This window comes from Collinsella aerofaciens (assembly GCF_040926405.1).
Taxonomy (GTDB): domain Bacteria; phylum Actinomycetota; class Coriobacteriia; order Coriobacteriales; family Coriobacteriaceae; genus Collinsella.
Genome location: NZ_JBCOIG010000012.1, coordinates 1 through 15,677 on the forward strand (window position 1 = coordinate 1; position 15,677 = coordinate 15,677).

The following is a 15,677-nucleotide window of genomic DNA, read 5'->3' on the forward strand; positions in this document are numbered from 1 at the left end:
GGACCCGTACCCGTTCTGGCTTGATTAATGGATAGAAACGGATGTTCTATCGGGACACACATTTTGTCCTATAAGCCTCATTGGGGACGTTCTTAAATGACTGCATAGCATGAGAGTGGATAATCTCCCGGTTTGAGCCTGCATTCAAGCTCAAAGTGGGAGATTATCCACTCTCATTTGCTATGCGTCCGAAAATCCACGCTCGTTTGTTTTCTGCCTACATTTGTAGGAACAGTTCGTGGAGGCGGGTGTCTTCGTCGAGTTCGGGGTGGAAGGTTACGCCGAGCTGGTTGCCCTGGCGGGCGGCGACGATGCGCTCGTCGACTTTCGCTAAGGCCTTGGCGTCGCCGTGGACCTCGACGATGCGGGGCGCGCGGATAAACGTCAGCGGCACTTCACCGTCGATGCCGGCTACCTGCCCCTTGGTTCGAAAGCTGCCGAGCTGCCTGCCGTAGGCATTGCGCTCGACAAGTACATCCATGGTTGCCAGGCGCGGCGTCCCCTTATCGTCGTGGGCTGCAAGGTCGTGAGCCAGTAGAATCAGGCCGGCGCAGGTGCCCAGGACGGGCATGCCTTCAGCGATACGGGCACGAAGCTCCTCGAGCATGCCCAACTCATCAAGCAGCTTCCCTTGAACGGTAGACTCGCCGCCGGGAAGTACCAGACGGTCAAAGTCCTGCTTCAAATCAGCCGCCTGCCTCAGCTCAATACAGTGTGCGCCCAGCTCGGACAGCCTCGCTTCGTGCTCGGCAAAAGCACCTTGGACCGCCAGCACGGCGACCGTCTGGTCTGCGTAATCGCTCATGTGCGATCCTTTCTGCTGGACTAGCGCCCGCGCTCCTCCATGATGATCTCAATTTCGTCGGCGTTGATGCCCACCATGGCCTCGCCCAGGTCCTCCGAAAGCTCAGCGATGAGCTTGGCGTCGGTGAAGTTGGCCACGGCCTTGACGATGGCGGCGGCGCGCTTGGCCGGGTCGCCGCTCTTAAAGATGCCCGAGCCCACAAAGACGCCTTCGGCGCCCAGCTGCATCATCAGCGCGGCGTCGGCGGGGGTCGCTACGCCGCCGGCGGCAAAGTTCACGACGGGAAGCTTGCCCGTGGCATGGACCTCGCGCACCAGCTCGACCGGAACCTGCAGCTGCTTGGCTGCCTCAAAGAGCTCATCATCGCGCAGGGCAACAACGTCGCGGATCTGCTTTTGGATCTTGCGCATGTGGCGCACGGCCTGGACCACGTCGCCCGTGCCCGGCTCGCCCTTGGTGCGGATCATCGTGGCGCCCTCGGCAACACGGCGCAGCGCCTCGCCCAGGTCGCGGGCACCGCAGACAAACGGGACGTCAAACTGGGTCTTGTCGATGTGGTAGACATCGTCGGCGGGGGAGAGAACCTCGGATTCGTCGATGTAATCGATCTCGATGGCCTGCAGGACCTGCGCCTCGACAATGTGCCCGATGCGGCACTTGGCCATAACAGGGATGGAGACGGCCTCCTGGATGCCCTTGATCATCTTGGGGTCGCTCATGCGCGAGACGCCGCCCGCGGCACGGATATCGGCCGGAATGCGCTCGAGTGCCATGACGGCGCAGGCGCCTGCCTCCTCGGCGATGCGCGCCTGCTCGGGTGTGGTGACGTCCATGATGACGCCGCCCTTGAGCATCTGCGCGAGCTCGCGATTGAGTTTGACGCGATCGGCCTTGCTGGTCTGTTCTGCCATGGTTGCTCCCTTGGTTGGCATGTGCATTGCTTGACGGAACATCCTATCGGGGAGCTGGGTATGGCGAAATACTCAGTTTTCAAGATAATAACAAGGTCAGACTAATACCAGATTGAATGGCTTAATAAGGTCAGGTGATAGGCTCATGCTTGACTACAATTTGGAAAAACGCGGCGAAGCATCGCTTTATGAGTATGTTTACCAGAAAATTCGAGATGATATTGTTGCTGGACGTATTGCGGCGGGGGAGCATCTTCCGTCTAAGCGCGCCTTTGCCAGTCATCTGGGAATCAGTGTCATTACCATCGAGAATGCATATAGCCAGTTACTTGCCGAGGGCTATATTTGCTCAATGCCGCGTCGTGGCTACTACGCTTGCGAGCTTCCGGATGCACCGGTTTTGGCTTCGGCTGCGGAGGGCATCGACCGAGATGCCGCCTCTGCGGGTCCCAGCGCGCATGATGTCAACGGACAGGTCGAGCGATTCGATGCACTTTCTCCTTCCGCTTTGGAGGCGGCGCGGCTTTGGCAAAGCGCACTACGGGCGACGCTGGCATCCGAAGATGAGCGCGAAATCTTTTCGCCCGCACCGGCGCAGGGCACCGCTCGGCTGCGACGCGCAATTGCTCACCACCTGCGTGGGACAAGGGGCATGAATGTCGATCCCAATAACATTGTTATCGGCGCGGGCGCCCAGCTGCTCGATACCATGTTGGTTCAGTTGCTTGGCGCTGACAAGGTGTATGCCGTTGAGGACCCGGGCTATTTACGTCTGACGCGCATCTATCAGGCTATGGGCTGCAAAGTTCGACATATCCCGTTGGATGATGAGGGCGTGGACTTGAGCGCTCTGCAGAAAACCGGGACCGATGTACTTCATCTGATGCCGTCCCATCAGTATCCGACCGGCCTTGTGACGAGCATTGCGCGGCGCTATGCGCTTCTGAGCTGGGCCGCCGAGCGACCAGGTCGGTATCTCATCGAAGATGACTTTGATTGTGAGTTTCGCCTTGCCGGGAAGCCGATTCCCGCGCTCGCGTCGATCGATGCCGCCCAGTCGGTTATCTACACCAACACGTTTTCGAAGAGCCTTTCATCGGCGTTGCGTTTGGCGTACATGGTGTTGCCCGATGAGTTAATGGAGCGGTTTAGGCGCAACCTTGGTTTCTACGCCTCGTCGGTGAGCTCTGTTGATCAGGTCGCTTTGGCGCGTTTGCTGGAATCGGGTGATTACGAGCGACATGTGAACCGCGTGCGCGTTCGTGCTCGCGAGGCGCGTGATGGCCTGATGGCGCTTGTGCGGAAGGTATTTCCGGCAGGAGAGGTCTCGATCGAGCATGCAGACGCGGGCCTTTACTGTATCGTGGTTGCGGAGCGTGGAGCGGGCGGAAGCTCTTTTGTGCGGGCCCTCACGCGCTCGAGTATCCCTTTTGTCGATATCAGTGACTGTTATTGGTGTGCCGATGGCGCATCTGTCCCTGAAAACTCAAGTCAAATTCTTGTTCAGTATGACGATTTGAGTCCAAAAGCGCTAAATACCTTGGAATCGCAGCTAATGGGAGCACTCTGCAACCTAAGTGAGTAGGCTTTTGGAACTTTGGCGACCAGGCAGTTTTGTAACAAGCTATCTACCTGCGGTTTTGAAAAGCAGGATGACCGGGCTGCTCGGGATGTTCAAAAAAGTCTACTCACTTGTCGCGCAAAGTTTCTGCATGAGAAAAAAATGGGGTTTTCAACAGAACTTCGTCCAGCTCTCGGCAAGCTTTTGGCCAGTTGGGGAGGGCTGTTGAAAACTTGGCAGTCCGTTCGGCACCATTTTTGGCGCGTTCGCGCCAATGCGTGACTGACTGGGTTGAAATTCGTGTTTTCCTGTGCCTATGAAAGATCTACTTTGTGACATATCGGCTTTTAGGTACTGGCGTTTGCCCCCTCAGGTCCGCGCTCTGTGTCCGCCGCTTCCACGACCGGAAGAAGACCGGCAGCGATATGATCTCGCCCGCAACCCGACGGCTGCGGTCGCGCTCGGTTTTCCGTTGTATACATTGGTTCAGACGAGAAACAAACGGACTTGTCCTACCAGCATTAGGCAGCGGCTGTTCCTTGGTGAGCCCCCCAGGGAATCCGTGCTGGAAACGGAGCATGGATTTTTGATTACGTCTCCTCTACTGACGGCATTCATCATGTCGCGGCATCTGACGGATCTTCAGCTTCTTTTTGTGTTGGCGGAGATGTGCGGCCTGTTTGCGGTGTGTGCTCTGCCGGCGGCACTTGAGGCGGAGCTTACGCGTGCAATTGATTCGGGCGCGATTTCGACGACGTTGGGTTGGGTGCGCTGCCCGTCCGAGGACGGCACCGCTTCAAATTTATGGCGTCGAGACGCTTTGGTTTTGGGCAGAGACCTTGACCGTTTTTGTTCAGATGTTTGCGGGATGCGTTACGGCAATAGATTTATGGCGGTATCGCAATTCGTTCCATTGGGTGCCGCGTCGCCTTTTGAGGTCGAGGCGTATTTGCTACTTGCACTGCCGCGATCCCTGGGAGGCGAAGGTTTTTGCGACATAGAGCTTAATGTTGAAGTGATGCTAGGCACAAGTGCTCGAGCGATTGTGGGAAAGTCCCGTGTATATATCGACCTACTTCTTTCTTCACCGGACGGTAGGCGACAGGTGGCCATTGAATGTCAGGGAAAGGCCTCGCACGGACGCGCAGGGGATGGCTTGCGTGACGCTGACCGCATGACGGCCCTTCAGGCCATGGGCTACGATGTGCTTCTCCTGACATACAGACAGATATCGGATGAGGATAGATTCCGCGCGATCGTTAAGGCCGTATGCAGGATGCTCGATGCTGAATATCGTGATAAAAGCTCAGATGAGCAAAGGGCTGAGGCATTACTCCGGTCTGAACTATTCGTTGACTGGACAAAATTGGGAGTAATCGACGGAAAGATGCCCGCTAGACACAAAATGGCTCGATCGTGGACGGCTGCGGTTCTAAGTGAGTAGGCTTTTAGCACTTTGGCGACCAGGCCGTTTTGCAACAAGTCATTTACCTGCGGCTTTATAAAGCAATATGGGTGGTGTGCTCGGCAAGTTCCAAAAAGTCTACTCACTTAGTTTTTGACGAGAAGCCGATGCCGAAGGCGGTCCTATTTCAGGGCGTTAACAAGTTCGTGAGGCACGAAAAAGGCCCGAACCAATACGGTCCGGGCCTCATCGAGCTTGAGGTTATGTCTCAGGCGGTTGGCTTAGCCAAAGTAGCGCTTGAGCAGGCCGGCGAAAGCCTTGCCGTGGCGGGCCTCGTCGCGAGCCATCTCGTGCACGGTGTCGTGGATGGCATCGAGGCCGGCGGCCTTGGCACGCTTGGCAAGATCGGTCTTGCCGGCGGTGGCGCCGTTCTCGGCCTCAACGCGCATCTCGAGGTTCTTCTTGGTGGAGTCGGTCACGACCTCGCCCAGGAGCTCGGCGAACTTGGCGGCATGCTCGGCCTCCTCGTGGGCAGCCTTTTCCCAGTACAGGCCGATCTCGGGATAGCCCTCGCGATGAGCGACGCGAGCCATGGCCAGGTACATACCGACCTCAGAGCACTCGCCCTCAAAGTTGGCGCGCAGGTCGGCAACGATGTCCTCAGAGACACCCTCCATCTTGGCGACGCCCACGACGTGCTCGGCGGCCCACTCGAGCTGGCCCTCCTCCTGCTTCAGGAAACGAGAACCGGGAACGCCGCACTGGGGGCACTTAAAATCCTCGGGCAGCTGGTCGCCGTCGAACTCTTCCACATAACCGCAAACGGGGCAAACAAACTTCATGATTCGATCCTTTCGATCGATGGCGATTGCGCGCTCGTCCGGTCCCGTAAGGGCCCTCTCCGGACGTGCGTCTTGACGAGTTCTATTATCCATAAATGCAACCAAATGTGAAGCCTATTAGGAATGATTTTTAATAAAACAATTTTGAGATATGAAGATGTTGATTGATTAACGATTGGCAGGCCGTCTTTGACCGTCGCTGAGTACAATCGGTCGAGCAAATGTTGACCAATCAACAAATGAGGGAGTTTCCTTTATGCATCTAGCCCGTCGTGCCTGGTGCCGAACATATCAGACGGTTTTTCGCATTGCATTGCCGATCCTGCCCTATACCGAGCCGCACATTTTAGAGCATGCCGAGGATGTGCCCACAGTGCTTCAAAAGCGCTCGATCCAGAAGGTCCTTATCGTGACGGATCCCGGCATTGCCCGTCTGGGGCTCACGGCATCACTCGAGCGTGCGGTTACGGCTCAGGGGATTGGTGTTACGGTCTATGCCGAAACGCGTGCGAACCCTACGGTCTCAAACGTGGAGGAAGCGGCGTCCCTGTATCGAGAGAACGACTGCCAGGCCATTATCGGCTTTGGCGGAGGATCGGCCATGGACTGTGCCAAGGGCGTGGGGGCACGTATCGCGCAGCCAAACAAGCCCATCAACAAGATGCGTGGCCTGTTGCGCGTCCACCGTCTCCTGCCGCTGCTTATTGCGGTTCCCACTACCGCCGGTACGGGAAGCGAAGTCACGCTCGCGGCGGTTATCACCGATGACGAGACGCACTATAAATACCCCATTAACGACTTTGTGCTTATCCCGCGCCTTGCGGTGCGCGACCCCGAGTTTACGCGCGGCCTGCCCGCCTCCATTACGGGGCAGACGGGGATGGACGCCCTGACGCATGCCGTCGAGGCCTTTATCGGGCGAAGCACCACGCCCTATACGCGCAAGATGGCGCGACAGGCGGTTCAGCTCATCCACGACAATTTGCTCGAGGCCTATGAGCATGGCGACAACATGCACGCACGTCGCAATATGCTTGCGGCGGCGTATAAGGCGGGTGTTGCCTTTACGCGCTCCTATGTTGGATACGTTCATGCCATCGCACACAGCTTGGGCGGGCGTTACGGGATTCCGCACGGCTTGGCTAACGCCATTATCCTGCCGCATATGCTTCGCGCCTATGGCGAAGCTGCTGCTCCCAAGCTCGCCGATCTCGCCCGCATGGCCGGCATCGCGCCGGTTAACGCGCAGGACAGCCTGGCGGCCGAGGCCTTTATCGATTGGGTCGATCGAATGAACGCCGCCTTGGACATTCCCAAGTATGTGACGGGTATTCGCCGCTCCGATATTCCGCAAATGGCGGCACATGCCGATGCCGAGGCCAATCCGCTGTACCCCGTTCCGCTTTTGATGGACCGCCTGGAGCTCGAGCATATGTACGAAGTTGTTGCAGGTGGTATGTTTGAGGACGAGAACTAGGAGGGTCCATGAACACCGAGGAAATTGCGCGCATCGTCGGCGATCAGCGCACCTACTTTAAGACGCACGCTACGTTTGATGTCGATGCTCGCCGCCGCGCACTGGTGCGCCTGCGCGATGCGGTGCGGGCCCACGAGGCCGATATTGCCCATGCGCTCAAGACCGATTTGGGAAAGTCGCATGACGAGGCCTATATGTGCGAGATCGGCACGTCGCTTTCCGAGATTCGTCATCACATCGCTCATGTGGCTCGATGGAGTCGTCCGCGCCTGCGTCCGTGTGACCTCGCTAACGCCGTGAGCGTGTGCAAAACGCAAGCCGTGCCCTATGGCGTCACGCTTATCATGGCGCCCTGGAACTATCCGTTTTTGCTGACGCTCGAGCCACTCGCCGGGGCTCTTGCCGCGGGCAATACCGTGGTCATCAAGCCGAGTGCCTATGCTCCGGCATCGAGTGCGGTGCTCAAGCAAATCTGTGAAGAGGCATTTGATCCGCGCCTGGTGACGGTTGTCGAGGGCGGGCGCGCCGAAAACCAAGCGCTGCTCGATGAGTGCTGGGACAAGATCTTCTTTACCGGTAGTGTTCCGGTTGGCAAGCTCGTCATGGAGCGCGCGAGTAAAAACCTTACGCCCGTGACGCTTGAGCTGGGCGGAAAGAGCCCCTGTGTCGTGGATGCGACGGCAAACCTGAAGGTCGCGGCGCGGCGTATCGCATTTGGTAAATGGCTCAACGTGGGCCAGACCTGCGTGGCGCCCGACTACCTGCTGGTCGACGTGCGCGTGCACGATGAGCTGTTGGGTCTCATCAAGGAGGAGGTCCGTCGCATGTTTGGCGAGCACCCGCTCGACAACGAGGACTACGGTCATATTGTCAACGCCAAGCATTTTGCGCGCGTGCGCGGGCTGATCGACCCCGATAAGGTTGTGCTGGGAGGAACGGCGCGCGAGTCGTCGCTCAAAATTGAGCCGACGATCCTAGACGGCGTGGCGCCTGAGGACGCCGTGATGCAGGAGGAGATTTTCGGCCCCATCTTGCCGGTGCTGACGTTTGAGAGCCTAGACGAGGCCGAAGCGTTTATTACGGATCGTCCGACGCCGCTGGCCCTGTATATCTTTAGTCAGGATCGCGCGGTTCAGCAGCGCTTTGTGCGCTACGTGCCCTTTGGCGGCGGCTGCGTCAACGACACGATCATGCATCTGGCTACGAGCCATATGGGCTTTGGCGGCATGGGCGCGAGCGGCATGGGGCAGTACCATGGCCGCGAGAGCTTCGATACGTTTAGCCATAAGAAGAGCATCGTGAACAAGGCAACGTGGCTGGACGTGCCGTTTCGGTATGCGCCCTACGCAAGCTGGAAGCACAAATTTGTGCGCATGTTTGTGCATTAGGAAATGGCAGGTAATACGAACAAGTGTTCCTATTACCTGTCATTAACGTTAGACTACTGCTATGGGGTACGGATGGGCCAACTCCCTTTAGAAGGGAATTGGTATGAACGTAAGCGATGTTATTTCGTTACTGGCGTTGTTAATCGCGGCTATCGAACTCGGCCTGTTTATCGGCCGAATGAAATAGCCGCCCCCGCGTAAGCGAAGACGGCCACTTCTCACGATGAAAACGTGTATCGGAGTTGGCAAGACCCGCTGCCACGGGTGCCATCCGTACCCCTATCTTATCTGCAAGCGCTCTGTCTCGCAAGCGTTGCGGCAACTGGGTGAAAGGCGCGAGCGGGTGAATTCGTGTCCGCACGGGCCCGTAAACTTCTCAGTGAGGTTAAGCGTTGGTTTATCCGGCCGTTAGAGGAGTTGCCATGTACGAGCCTTCACGTGTTCTTCTGTCATTTCATATCGCAGGATTTCAATATGCCGACGGCGCTTTGGTCCTAGGCGATCTTAAAGTGGGCGATAAACTGACGCTGTGCGCCGAGCGCGATAATCCCCATGATCCCGAGGCGGTTGCGATTTACTGTGGCAACACCAAGCTTGGCTATGTTCCGGGAAACGAGGTCGGCCCGCTGTCCTTGATGATGTATTACGGCCATGAGGACGTATTTGAGGCCCGCGTGCAACAGGTTGCTCCCGAGCGCAGCCCGTGGCATCAGGTGCGTGTTGGACTCTACGTGGTGGATGCACGCTAATCGGTAAGGGAGACTGCCATGTTTGATGACGACGACCAGTTCGATCTGACAGACGATCCGTTTGAGTGGGATATGCTACTCGATGACGATGAGTTGGAGCGGGATTGTAAGAAGCGGCAGGATAAGAATACCCAGGGTGACGCTTCGAAAAAGCAAGACAAGCGCCGCCGCGGACTGTTCGGCGGGTTCTTTGGATAACCGCCGCATCGCTGCGTCTGTATACTTAGCACGAGTTGAACACGTTGCGAAATGAGGACAGAGACGATGATGTGGTTTACCGCCGATCTGCACCTGGGCGATACGAATATCTTGCACGACATGGACCGGCCGTTTGGCTCGGTCGAGGAGATGAATCGCAAGGTCATCGATGCCATCAATGAGTGCGTGGCTGTGGATGACCGTCTCTACATTCTGGGTGACTTTACCTATCGTTTGCCCCTGGCGGAGGCGGTGCGCCTGCGCGAGCGTATTGCCTGCCAAAACGTGACGCTCATCCGTGGTAACCATGACGGCGATTGGGAAGATCCCGACGTGCCGCAAATTTGGGAAGACGTGCGTGATTATCTGGAGATTGCCCCCGGCTATGCCAAGGGCCATCGTCTGGTTATGAGCCACTACCCCATGCTTAGCTGGAATGGCAAGGCGCGTGGCGCCATCATGCTGCACGGGCATATCCACAGCAGGGGAGACCGCACCAACGCGCGCAACCGCGATCGCGAGCGCCCCATTTACCGCTACGATGTGGGCCTCGACGCCAACGAGTACAAGCCCGTAAGCCGCGACCAGATTCTTAGCTTCTTTGGGCTATAGGGTGCCAGAACCACCACAAAGGGGACAGTGAACTTTTGTGGTGGTTTTCACATAGATTGGAGTCGTTATGAAGCAATTGCTTATTCGTGCCGATGATATCGGGTATTCGTATGCCGTTGACTTAGGGATTGCTCGCAGCGTCAACGAGGGCTTGGTGCGCTCGGCGGGCCTTATGCCAAATATGCCCGAGGCCGAGCGTGGGTGGTCGCTCGTGGCGGATGCCGATATTGCAGTGGGCCAGCATACCAACGTGTGCCTGGGCAAGCCGTGCGCCGATCCGGCGCTCATCCCGAGCATGCTCAACGAGAGCGGCGAGTTCCATAGCAGCCGTACCTTCCGTGAGCATTTTAAGCGCGGTGAGGAGCTGATAGACTTCGACGAGGCCTGCATCGAGATCCGCGCACAGCACGACCGTTTTGTCGAGATTGTGGGCCGCGAGCCCGATTACTTTGAGGCCCATGCCGTCATGAGCGAAAACCTTAACCGAGCGATCTCGGCGGTTGCCCAGGAGCTGGGCCTTAAGGAGCAAAAGGCAAGCTTCGACCCCACGGCGGTGGTGCATTGCGGAGATACCGACCTGCGCATGGTGATGCATTCGATGGAGCCGGGCTACGAACCCAAGGACTCGATTATGCAGACGGTTCGCGAGATATCCGACGGCGAGACGGTCGTTTTTGTGTGTCACCCGGGCTATCTTGATCGCTTTATCCTCGAGAACAGCTCGCTTACGACTGATCGTACCAAGGAAGTCGATGCGCTGATCGATCCTGAGCTGCGCGCTTGGCTCGAGTCTCAACCCGATCTTCGCCTGATCGACTATCGCGACCTGTAAGAGCTCAAGCCAACACAAGGGGAACAGGCACCTTTGCGGTGGTTCTGGCGCCGTTGCCATTATGGTGGCGGCGCCTTTTTTGTCCGTGCGGCGCGGTAGAGTGTAGGCGGTTGAAATTTGCGTCCATCGAGGAGCTGTTATGAACGAGATCAAGTGCCCGCATTGCGGCGAAGTTTTTAAGGTCGATGCGTCCGGCTATGCGGACATCGTCAAACAGGTGCGCGATGCTGAGTTCTCGCGCGACCTGGACGAGCGTGTGAAGGCGGTCCAGCGCGAGGGCGAGCAGGCGCTGGAGCTTGAGCGCTCGCGTTCGACGGCTGCCCTGCAGGAGGCGGAGTCTCAGCGCGATGCACAACTCGTTGAGCAGAAGAATGCTGCGGCTCGGGAGTTGGCACAAGAGGTCGCCAAGCGCGATGCCGAGCTTGTCGAGCTGCGCGCCAAGCTCGAGGGCGCTGCCGCAGAGCGCGAGAGCGCAAGCCAGCGTGCGGCGGTTGAGGCCCGTGCCGATGCTCAGAAGGAGAATGCTGAGCTTCAGCGCGAGATCGACAATTTGCGTGCGCAGCTGGGGCGCAAAGATGACGAAGCCAAGCTTGCCGAGTCGGCGGCGCGCAACGCTGCTCAAAACGATTTAGCTGCACGTGATGCCCAGATTGCCGAGCTGCAGGCCAGGCTTGCCGCAGCGGACAAGGCTCAGGAGATGGCGCTTGCCGCTGCCGCGGCAGAGTCGCAGCGTGATCTCGATGCCGCTCGCAGCGAGGCCGAACGTGCACTTGCTGACTACCGCGCGACGGTACAGGAGAAGTTTTCCGCCGCAAAGGTACAATCTGAGCAAGAGGCTGAGGGTCTGCGTGCCCAGCTGCGCGAGCAGGAGCTGATGGCAAAAATGAACCTGTCGGAGGCAGTCGCCGCGGCGGAGCGAGAGCGCGACGAGGCACGTGCGAAACTGACGAGTGAGCTGGCAGTGCGCGATTCGCGCGAGGAACAGGCAAAGGCGGCACATGAGCTCGAGCTTGCTCAAGCCAAGCGTGCGAGCGATGAGCTGATCCGCTACAAGGATGAAGAGATTGAGCGCCTTAAGGACATGAAGGTCCGCCTGTCCACCAAGATGGTGGGCGAGTCGCTCGAGCAGCACTGCGAGACCGAGTTTAACCGTCTGCGCATGACGGCGTTTCCTAACGCGTACTTCGAGAAAGATAACGATGCGTCCGAGGGTACCAAGGGCGACTTTATCTTCCGCGAGTGCGACGCGAGCGGCAACGAGATCATCTCGATCATGTTCGAGATGAAAAACGAGAACGACGAGACCGCGACCAAGCACAAGAACGAGGACTTCTTTAAGAAGCTCGACCACGATCGCCGACAGAAGGGCTGTGAGTATGCAGTGCTCTGCACCCTGCTGGAGCCCGAGAGCGAGCTCTATAACGCGGGTATTGTCGACGTGAGTTACCGCTATGAGAAGATGTACGTGATCCGCCCGCAATTCTTCATTCCCATGATCACGCTGCTGCGCAACGCCGCCATGGGTTCGCTGCGCTATAAGCAGGAGCTGGCGGAGTACAAACAGCAGAATATCGATGTTACGAACTTCGAAGCCAAGATGGAGAAGTTCAAGGACGGCTTCTCGCGCAACTACAACCTGGCGAGTAAGCAGTTCGAGTCGGCGATTAAGGAGATCGATGCCGCCATTAAGCAGCTCGAGAAGACCAAGGACGACCTGCGTCGCAGTACCGAGAATCTGCGTCTGGCCCACAACAAAGCCGATGAACTCACCATTCGAAAGCTCACGTGGGGCAACAAGACCATGAAGGCTGCCTTTGACGAGGCACGTGAGGCTGCGCCGGAGACAGGTGATGAACCAGCCGAGGCGGATTCGTATGAGGTCGAGGATGCCGAGTAAGGCATAGCGTTTAGTGCAAAAGCGGGGCCGCTGGCGATATTGCCAACGGCCCCGCTTCGTTTCGTTCCAGTATGTTCGGTTAGTCCTCGAGCAGGTCCTCGATAAAACCGACGCGGTAGTTTTTGAAGATGACCTCGCCGCCGTCTTGCGTGGCGTCCAGATCGACATCGCCCATGATGCCAAAGTCGTGGTCGCCTTCCTCGTCGGCAAAGATCTGATGCACGTGCCACACGTGCGCGGTCTTCTCATCGGACTCATCGATGGAAAACATCGCGGCACTGCGGGCATCTCCGTCGGTGAGGATCTCCTCGTGCTGTTCGTGGTAGGCATCGAGCGCCTTTTGCCAGCGGATCTCGCTCATGCCCCAGTCGTCGTCGAGTTCGCCCAGGTCGCGAACGTGCTCGCGAGCGGCAAGGGTTACGCGGCGGAAGAGCGCATTACGCACCAGCAGCGTGCAGCCGCGGCGGTCCGCCACGACCTCGTCGATGCCCTGCGGCGGCGCGGCGTCGAGGGCAGCCGGATTGCCGGCGTTCTCCCACTCGTCCACCAGGCTCGAGTCCACCGAGCGCACCACAAAGCCCAGCCACGAGATAATGTCGCGCAGGCGCTCGTCGCGCTTCTCAATGGGTACGGTGCGGTCAAGCGAACGGTAAGCCTCTGCCAGGTAGCGTAGCAAAATGCCCTCGGAGCGGGCGATGCCGAGCTTTTGGATATAGCCCTTAAAGTCGCTCGCGCTCTCCAGCATATCGCGCAGGACGCTCTTGGGAGAGAGCTGGTAGTCGTTTGCCCAGGGTACCTCCTGGCAGTACTTGTCAAAAGCGGCGTCGAGCAAATCCTCGAGCGGCTTTTCGTGCGTGACGTCTTGAATGCGCTCCAGACGCTCCTCATATTCAATGCCGTCGGCCTTCATCTCGGCCATAGCGCGATCGCGTGCGGCGCGCTCCTGTGCGCGCAGCACCTGCTTGGGATCCTCGAGCGTTGCCTCGACCATCGAGATCAGGTCCATGGTATAGGTCTCGCTCTCGGGATCGAGCAGCTCCAATGCGGCAAGCAAGAACGGCGAGAGCGGCTGGTCGAGCGCAAAGTCCTCGGGCAGATCGACCGTCAGTGCATAGTCGATGTCCGGCGCGGCGTCAGTCGGGGCGTCGGGCGCGGGCGGCACCTCGGTGCGCACGACGACGCCGGAGTCGATGAGCGTGGCGAAGATTTCGTCGGCGCGAACCTCGAGCTTGGTCTTTTCCTCGGGGGTCTGCAGGCTTGTCTCGATGAGGTCGTGTACGCGGGCACGGGCATCGCCGCCCTGCTCGACCACGCTAATCACCATGGAGTGTGTGATGCGAAGGCGCGGCTTGAGCGTTTCGGGCTGCGTCTCGATCAGGCGCTCAAAGGTCTGCTTGTTCCAGGTGACAAAGCCCTCGGGGGCCTTCTTCTTTTTAATCTTACGGAGCTTTTTGGGGTCGTCGCCCGCTTTGGCCATAAGCTTGGCATTCTCGATCTCGTGCTCGGGTGCCTCGGCGATGACCATGCCCTCGGTATCGAAGCCCGAGCGGCCGGCGCGACCGGCAATCTGATGGAACTCGCGGGCGCGCAGGCGACGCATCTTGTAGCCATCGAACTTGGTGAGCGCGGTGAGCACCACGGTGTGGATGGGCACGTTGATACCGACGCCGAGTGTGTCGGTGCCGCAAATGACGGGCAGTAGGCCCTGCTGCGCCAGGCGTTCGACCAGTAGGCGATAGCGCGGCAGCATACCGGCGTGGTGCACGCCGACGCCGCAGCCAAGCAAACGCTTGAGGATCTTGCCGAAGGCCGTCGAGAAGCTCGTGCCCTTGGCCGCCTCCTTGATGGCCTCGCGCTGCTCCTTGCTGGCAATGCCAAAGTTGGCGAGCGACTGTGCCGTCGCAAGGGCGGCATCCTGGCTAAAGTGCACGATATAGAGCGGGGCCTCTCCGCCGCGCATCGCGAGCTCGACGGTGCCCTCGAGGGAGGTCGTCACGTAGTCGTAGCTCAGCGGCACGGGGCGTGGGGCATCGACGACCAGGTCGCAGGTAGCGCCGGTGTGTTCCTCGAGTGAGGCGGCGATGGCAGTGACATCGCCGAGCGTGGCGCTCATGAGCATGAATTGCGTGTGAGGCAGGGTGAGCAGTGGCACCTGCCAGGCCCAGCCGCGGTCGGGGTCGGCAAAATAGTGGAACTCGTCCATGGCGACGCAGCCCACGTCGGCGCCCTCGCCCTCGCGCAGTGCATCGTTGGCAAGGATTTCTGCCGTGCAGCAGATGACGGGCGCCTTGGTGTTGATATGCGTGTCGCCGGTGATCATGCCGACGTTATCGCGGCCGAGCACCTGCACAAGGTCGAAAAACTTTTCGCTGACCAGAGCCTTGATGGGGGCCGTGTAATAACAGCGCTTGCCCTGTGCCATGCCCATAAAGAGCATGCCTAGCGCGACAAGCGACTTGCCCGATCCGGTCGGTGTTCCCAAAATGACATGGTCACCGGCGGCTAGATCCATGAGGGCCTCTTCCTGGTGGTCCCACAGCTCAATACCGCGGTCGCTTGTCCATTCAAAGAAGCGTTCGAAGGCCTGATCGGGCGTGAGCCATGGTTCGGGCTCGCTACCATCCTCGGGCTCCCACCAGGTGGGGGAGAGCGCGCCGAGCGAGCCGAATTCGGCTTCGGTTCCCGTGCCGCCCGAGAACGAGCTGGCGGCGCCGGCGCCAGAAACGGTGCTGGCGGAAGTATCTGTCGTGGTCTGTGCCATGTGGTTGCTTTCTCTCGCCGTTTGTCCGCCAACTATTATGGCGTAGCAGCGGCGCGGGGTGCCAGCGCGCGAGAAAATGCAGGAAATGGGCGTTCTGCCCGGCCGTTTGGTGCGGTTGCCAGCTAAGTGAGTAGACTTTTTGCGATGTCGCGAGCACATGGCTTTTGCACAAGGGCTCTACCTGCGGTTTTATTTTTCGCTACGCGGGTTGTGCTTGGCTATTGCAAAAAAGTCTACTC

Annotated in this window: 13 protein-coding genes; 9 read left to right on the forward strand and 4 right to left on the reverse strand. The window is 58.7% G+C overall.

Annotated features, from left to right (window positions below):
* Nucleotides 1-217: 217 nt before the first annotated feature.
* Nucleotides 218-805, reverse strand: coding sequence for a pyridoxal 5'-phosphate synthase glutaminase subunit PdxT (gene pdxT / locus AB5758_RS05640; protein WP_225093316.1), 588 nt, complete (start codon nucleotides 803-805; stop codon nucleotides 218-220).
* Between the two features lie 20 nt (nucleotides 806-825).
* Complete coding sequence (gene pdxS / locus AB5758_RS05645; protein ID WP_022094325.1) at nucleotides 826-1,716, reverse strand: pyridoxal 5'-phosphate synthase lyase subunit PdxS; 891 nt, start codon at nucleotides 1,714-1,716, stop codon at nucleotides 826-828.
* A gap of 145 nt (nucleotides 1,717-1,861) precedes the next feature.
* Between pdxS and pdxR the strand changes: the two genes are divergently transcribed.
* Nucleotides 1,862-3,301 carry a MocR-like pyridoxine biosynthesis transcription factor PdxR gene (pdxR, locus tag AB5758_RS05650; RefSeq protein ID WP_006234492.1) on the forward strand — a complete coding sequence of 480 codons (1,440 nt, stop codon included), beginning with the start codon at nucleotides 1,862-1,864 and terminating at the stop codon, nucleotides 3,299-3,301.
* 538 nt (nucleotides 3,302-3,839) lie between these two features.
* Nucleotides 3,840-4,721, forward strand: a complete 882-nt coding sequence (locus tag AB5758_RS05655) for a putative endonuclease domain-containing protein (RefSeq protein ID WP_225093318.1) — start codon at nucleotides 3,840-3,842, stop codon at nucleotides 4,719-4,721.
* Between the two features lie 242 nt (nucleotides 4,722-4,963).
* On the opposite strand, the gene AB5758_RS05660 is transcribed toward AB5758_RS05655, so the two are convergent.
* Nucleotides 4,964-5,524: a ferritin family protein gene (locus tag AB5758_RS05660; RefSeq protein WP_022094328.1), complete on the reverse strand. Its 561-nt coding sequence runs from the start codon at nucleotides 5,522-5,524 to the stop codon at nucleotides 4,964-4,966.
* A gap of 256 nt (nucleotides 5,525-5,780) precedes the next feature.
* Here AB5758_RS05660 and AB5758_RS05665 point away from each other — a divergent pair, with 256 nt between their 5' ends.
* From AB5758_RS05665 to AB5758_RS05695, 7 genes are all read left to right on the forward strand, one after another.
* The gene (locus tag AB5758_RS05665) at nucleotides 5,781-7,001 is read left to right on the forward strand and encodes an iron-containing alcohol dehydrogenase (protein WP_225093319.1); all 1,221 of its coding nucleotides are present in this window, start codon (nucleotides 5,781-5,783) and stop codon (nucleotides 6,999-7,001) included.
* 8 nt (nucleotides 7,002-7,009) lie between these two features.
* Nucleotides 7,010-8,389 (forward strand): aldehyde dehydrogenase, encoded by a 1,380-nt coding sequence (locus AB5758_RS05670; RefSeq protein ID WP_368141078.1) that lies wholly within the window; start codon nucleotides 7,010-7,012, stop codon nucleotides 8,387-8,389.
* Nucleotides 8,390-8,811: 422 nt separating this feature from the next.
* Nucleotides 8,812-9,138, forward strand: coding sequence for an HIRAN domain-containing protein (locus AB5758_RS05675; RefSeq protein WP_128620442.1), 327 nt, complete (start codon nucleotides 8,812-8,814; stop codon nucleotides 9,136-9,138).
* An 18-nt stretch (nucleotides 9,139-9,156) separates the two neighbouring features.
* On the forward strand, nucleotides 9,157-9,336 hold the full coding sequence (locus AB5758_RS05680; RefSeq protein WP_225093321.1) for a hypothetical protein: 180 nt from the start codon (nucleotides 9,157-9,159) through the stop codon (nucleotides 9,334-9,336).
* Between the two features lie 51 nt (nucleotides 9,337-9,387).
* Nucleotides 9,388-9,948, forward strand: a complete 561-nt coding sequence (locus tag AB5758_RS05685) for a metallophosphoesterase (protein WP_368155430.1) — start codon at nucleotides 9,388-9,390, stop codon at nucleotides 9,946-9,948.
* A gap of 67 nt (nucleotides 9,949-10,015) precedes the next feature.
* Nucleotides 10,016-10,780, forward strand: a complete 765-nt coding sequence (locus AB5758_RS05690) for a ChbG/HpnK family deacetylase (RefSeq protein WP_225093323.1) — start codon at nucleotides 10,016-10,018, stop codon at nucleotides 10,778-10,780.
* 139 nt (nucleotides 10,781-10,919) lie between these two features.
* Nucleotides 10,920-12,677, forward strand: a complete 1,758-nt coding sequence (locus AB5758_RS05695; RefSeq protein ID WP_225093324.1) for a DUF2130 domain-containing protein — start codon at nucleotides 10,920-10,922, stop codon at nucleotides 12,675-12,677.
* A 79-nt stretch (nucleotides 12,678-12,756) separates the two neighbouring features.
* Here AB5758_RS05695 and AB5758_RS05700 read toward each other — a convergent pair whose 3' ends face one another.
* Complete coding sequence (locus AB5758_RS05700) at nucleotides 12,757-15,438, reverse strand: DEAD/DEAH box helicase (protein WP_368141079.1); 2,682 nt, start codon at nucleotides 15,436-15,438, stop codon at nucleotides 12,757-12,759.
* Nucleotides 15,439-15,677 lie beyond the last annotated feature (239 nt).

Coding starts and splice junctions, on each gene's coding strand:
- pdxT (WP_225093316.1), bottom strand. CDS start 805: ATGAGCGATTACGCAGACCAGACGGTCGCCGTGCTGGCGGTCCAAGGT.
- pdxS (WP_022094325.1), bottom strand. CDS start 1,716: ATGGCAGAACAGACCAGCAAGGCCGATCGCGTCAAACTCAATCGCGAG.
- pdxR (WP_006234492.1), top strand. CDS start 1,862: ATGCTTGACTACAATTTGGAAAAACGCGGCGAAGCATCGCTTTATGAG.
- AB5758_RS05660 (WP_022094328.1), bottom strand. CDS start 5,524: ATGAAGTTTGTTTGCCCCGTTTGCGGTTATGTGGAAGAGTTCGACGGC.
- AB5758_RS05665 (WP_225093319.1), top strand. CDS start 5,781: ATGCATCTAGCCCGTCGTGCCTGGTGCCGAACATATCAGACGGTTTTT.
- AB5758_RS05670 (WP_368141078.1), top strand. CDS start 7,010: ATGAACACCGAGGAAATTGCGCGCATCGTCGGCGATCAGCGCACCTAC.
- AB5758_RS05675 (WP_128620442.1), top strand. CDS start 8,812: ATGTACGAGCCTTCACGTGTTCTTCTGTCATTTCATATCGCAGGATTT.
- AB5758_RS05680 (WP_225093321.1), top strand. CDS start 9,157: ATGTTTGATGACGACGACCAGTTCGATCTGACAGACGATCCGTTTGAG.
- AB5758_RS05685 (WP_368155430.1), top strand. CDS start 9,388: ATGAGGACAGAGACGATGATGTGGTTTACCGCCGATCTGCACCTGGGC.
- AB5758_RS05690 (WP_225093323.1), top strand. CDS start 10,016: ATGAAGCAATTGCTTATTCGTGCCGATGATATCGGGTATTCGTATGCC.
- AB5758_RS05695 (WP_225093324.1), top strand. CDS start 10,920: ATGAACGAGATCAAGTGCCCGCATTGCGGCGAAGTTTTTAAGGTCGAT.
- AB5758_RS05700 (WP_368141079.1), bottom strand. CDS start 15,438: ATGGCACAGACCACGACAGATACTTCCGCCAGCACCGTTTCTGGCGCC.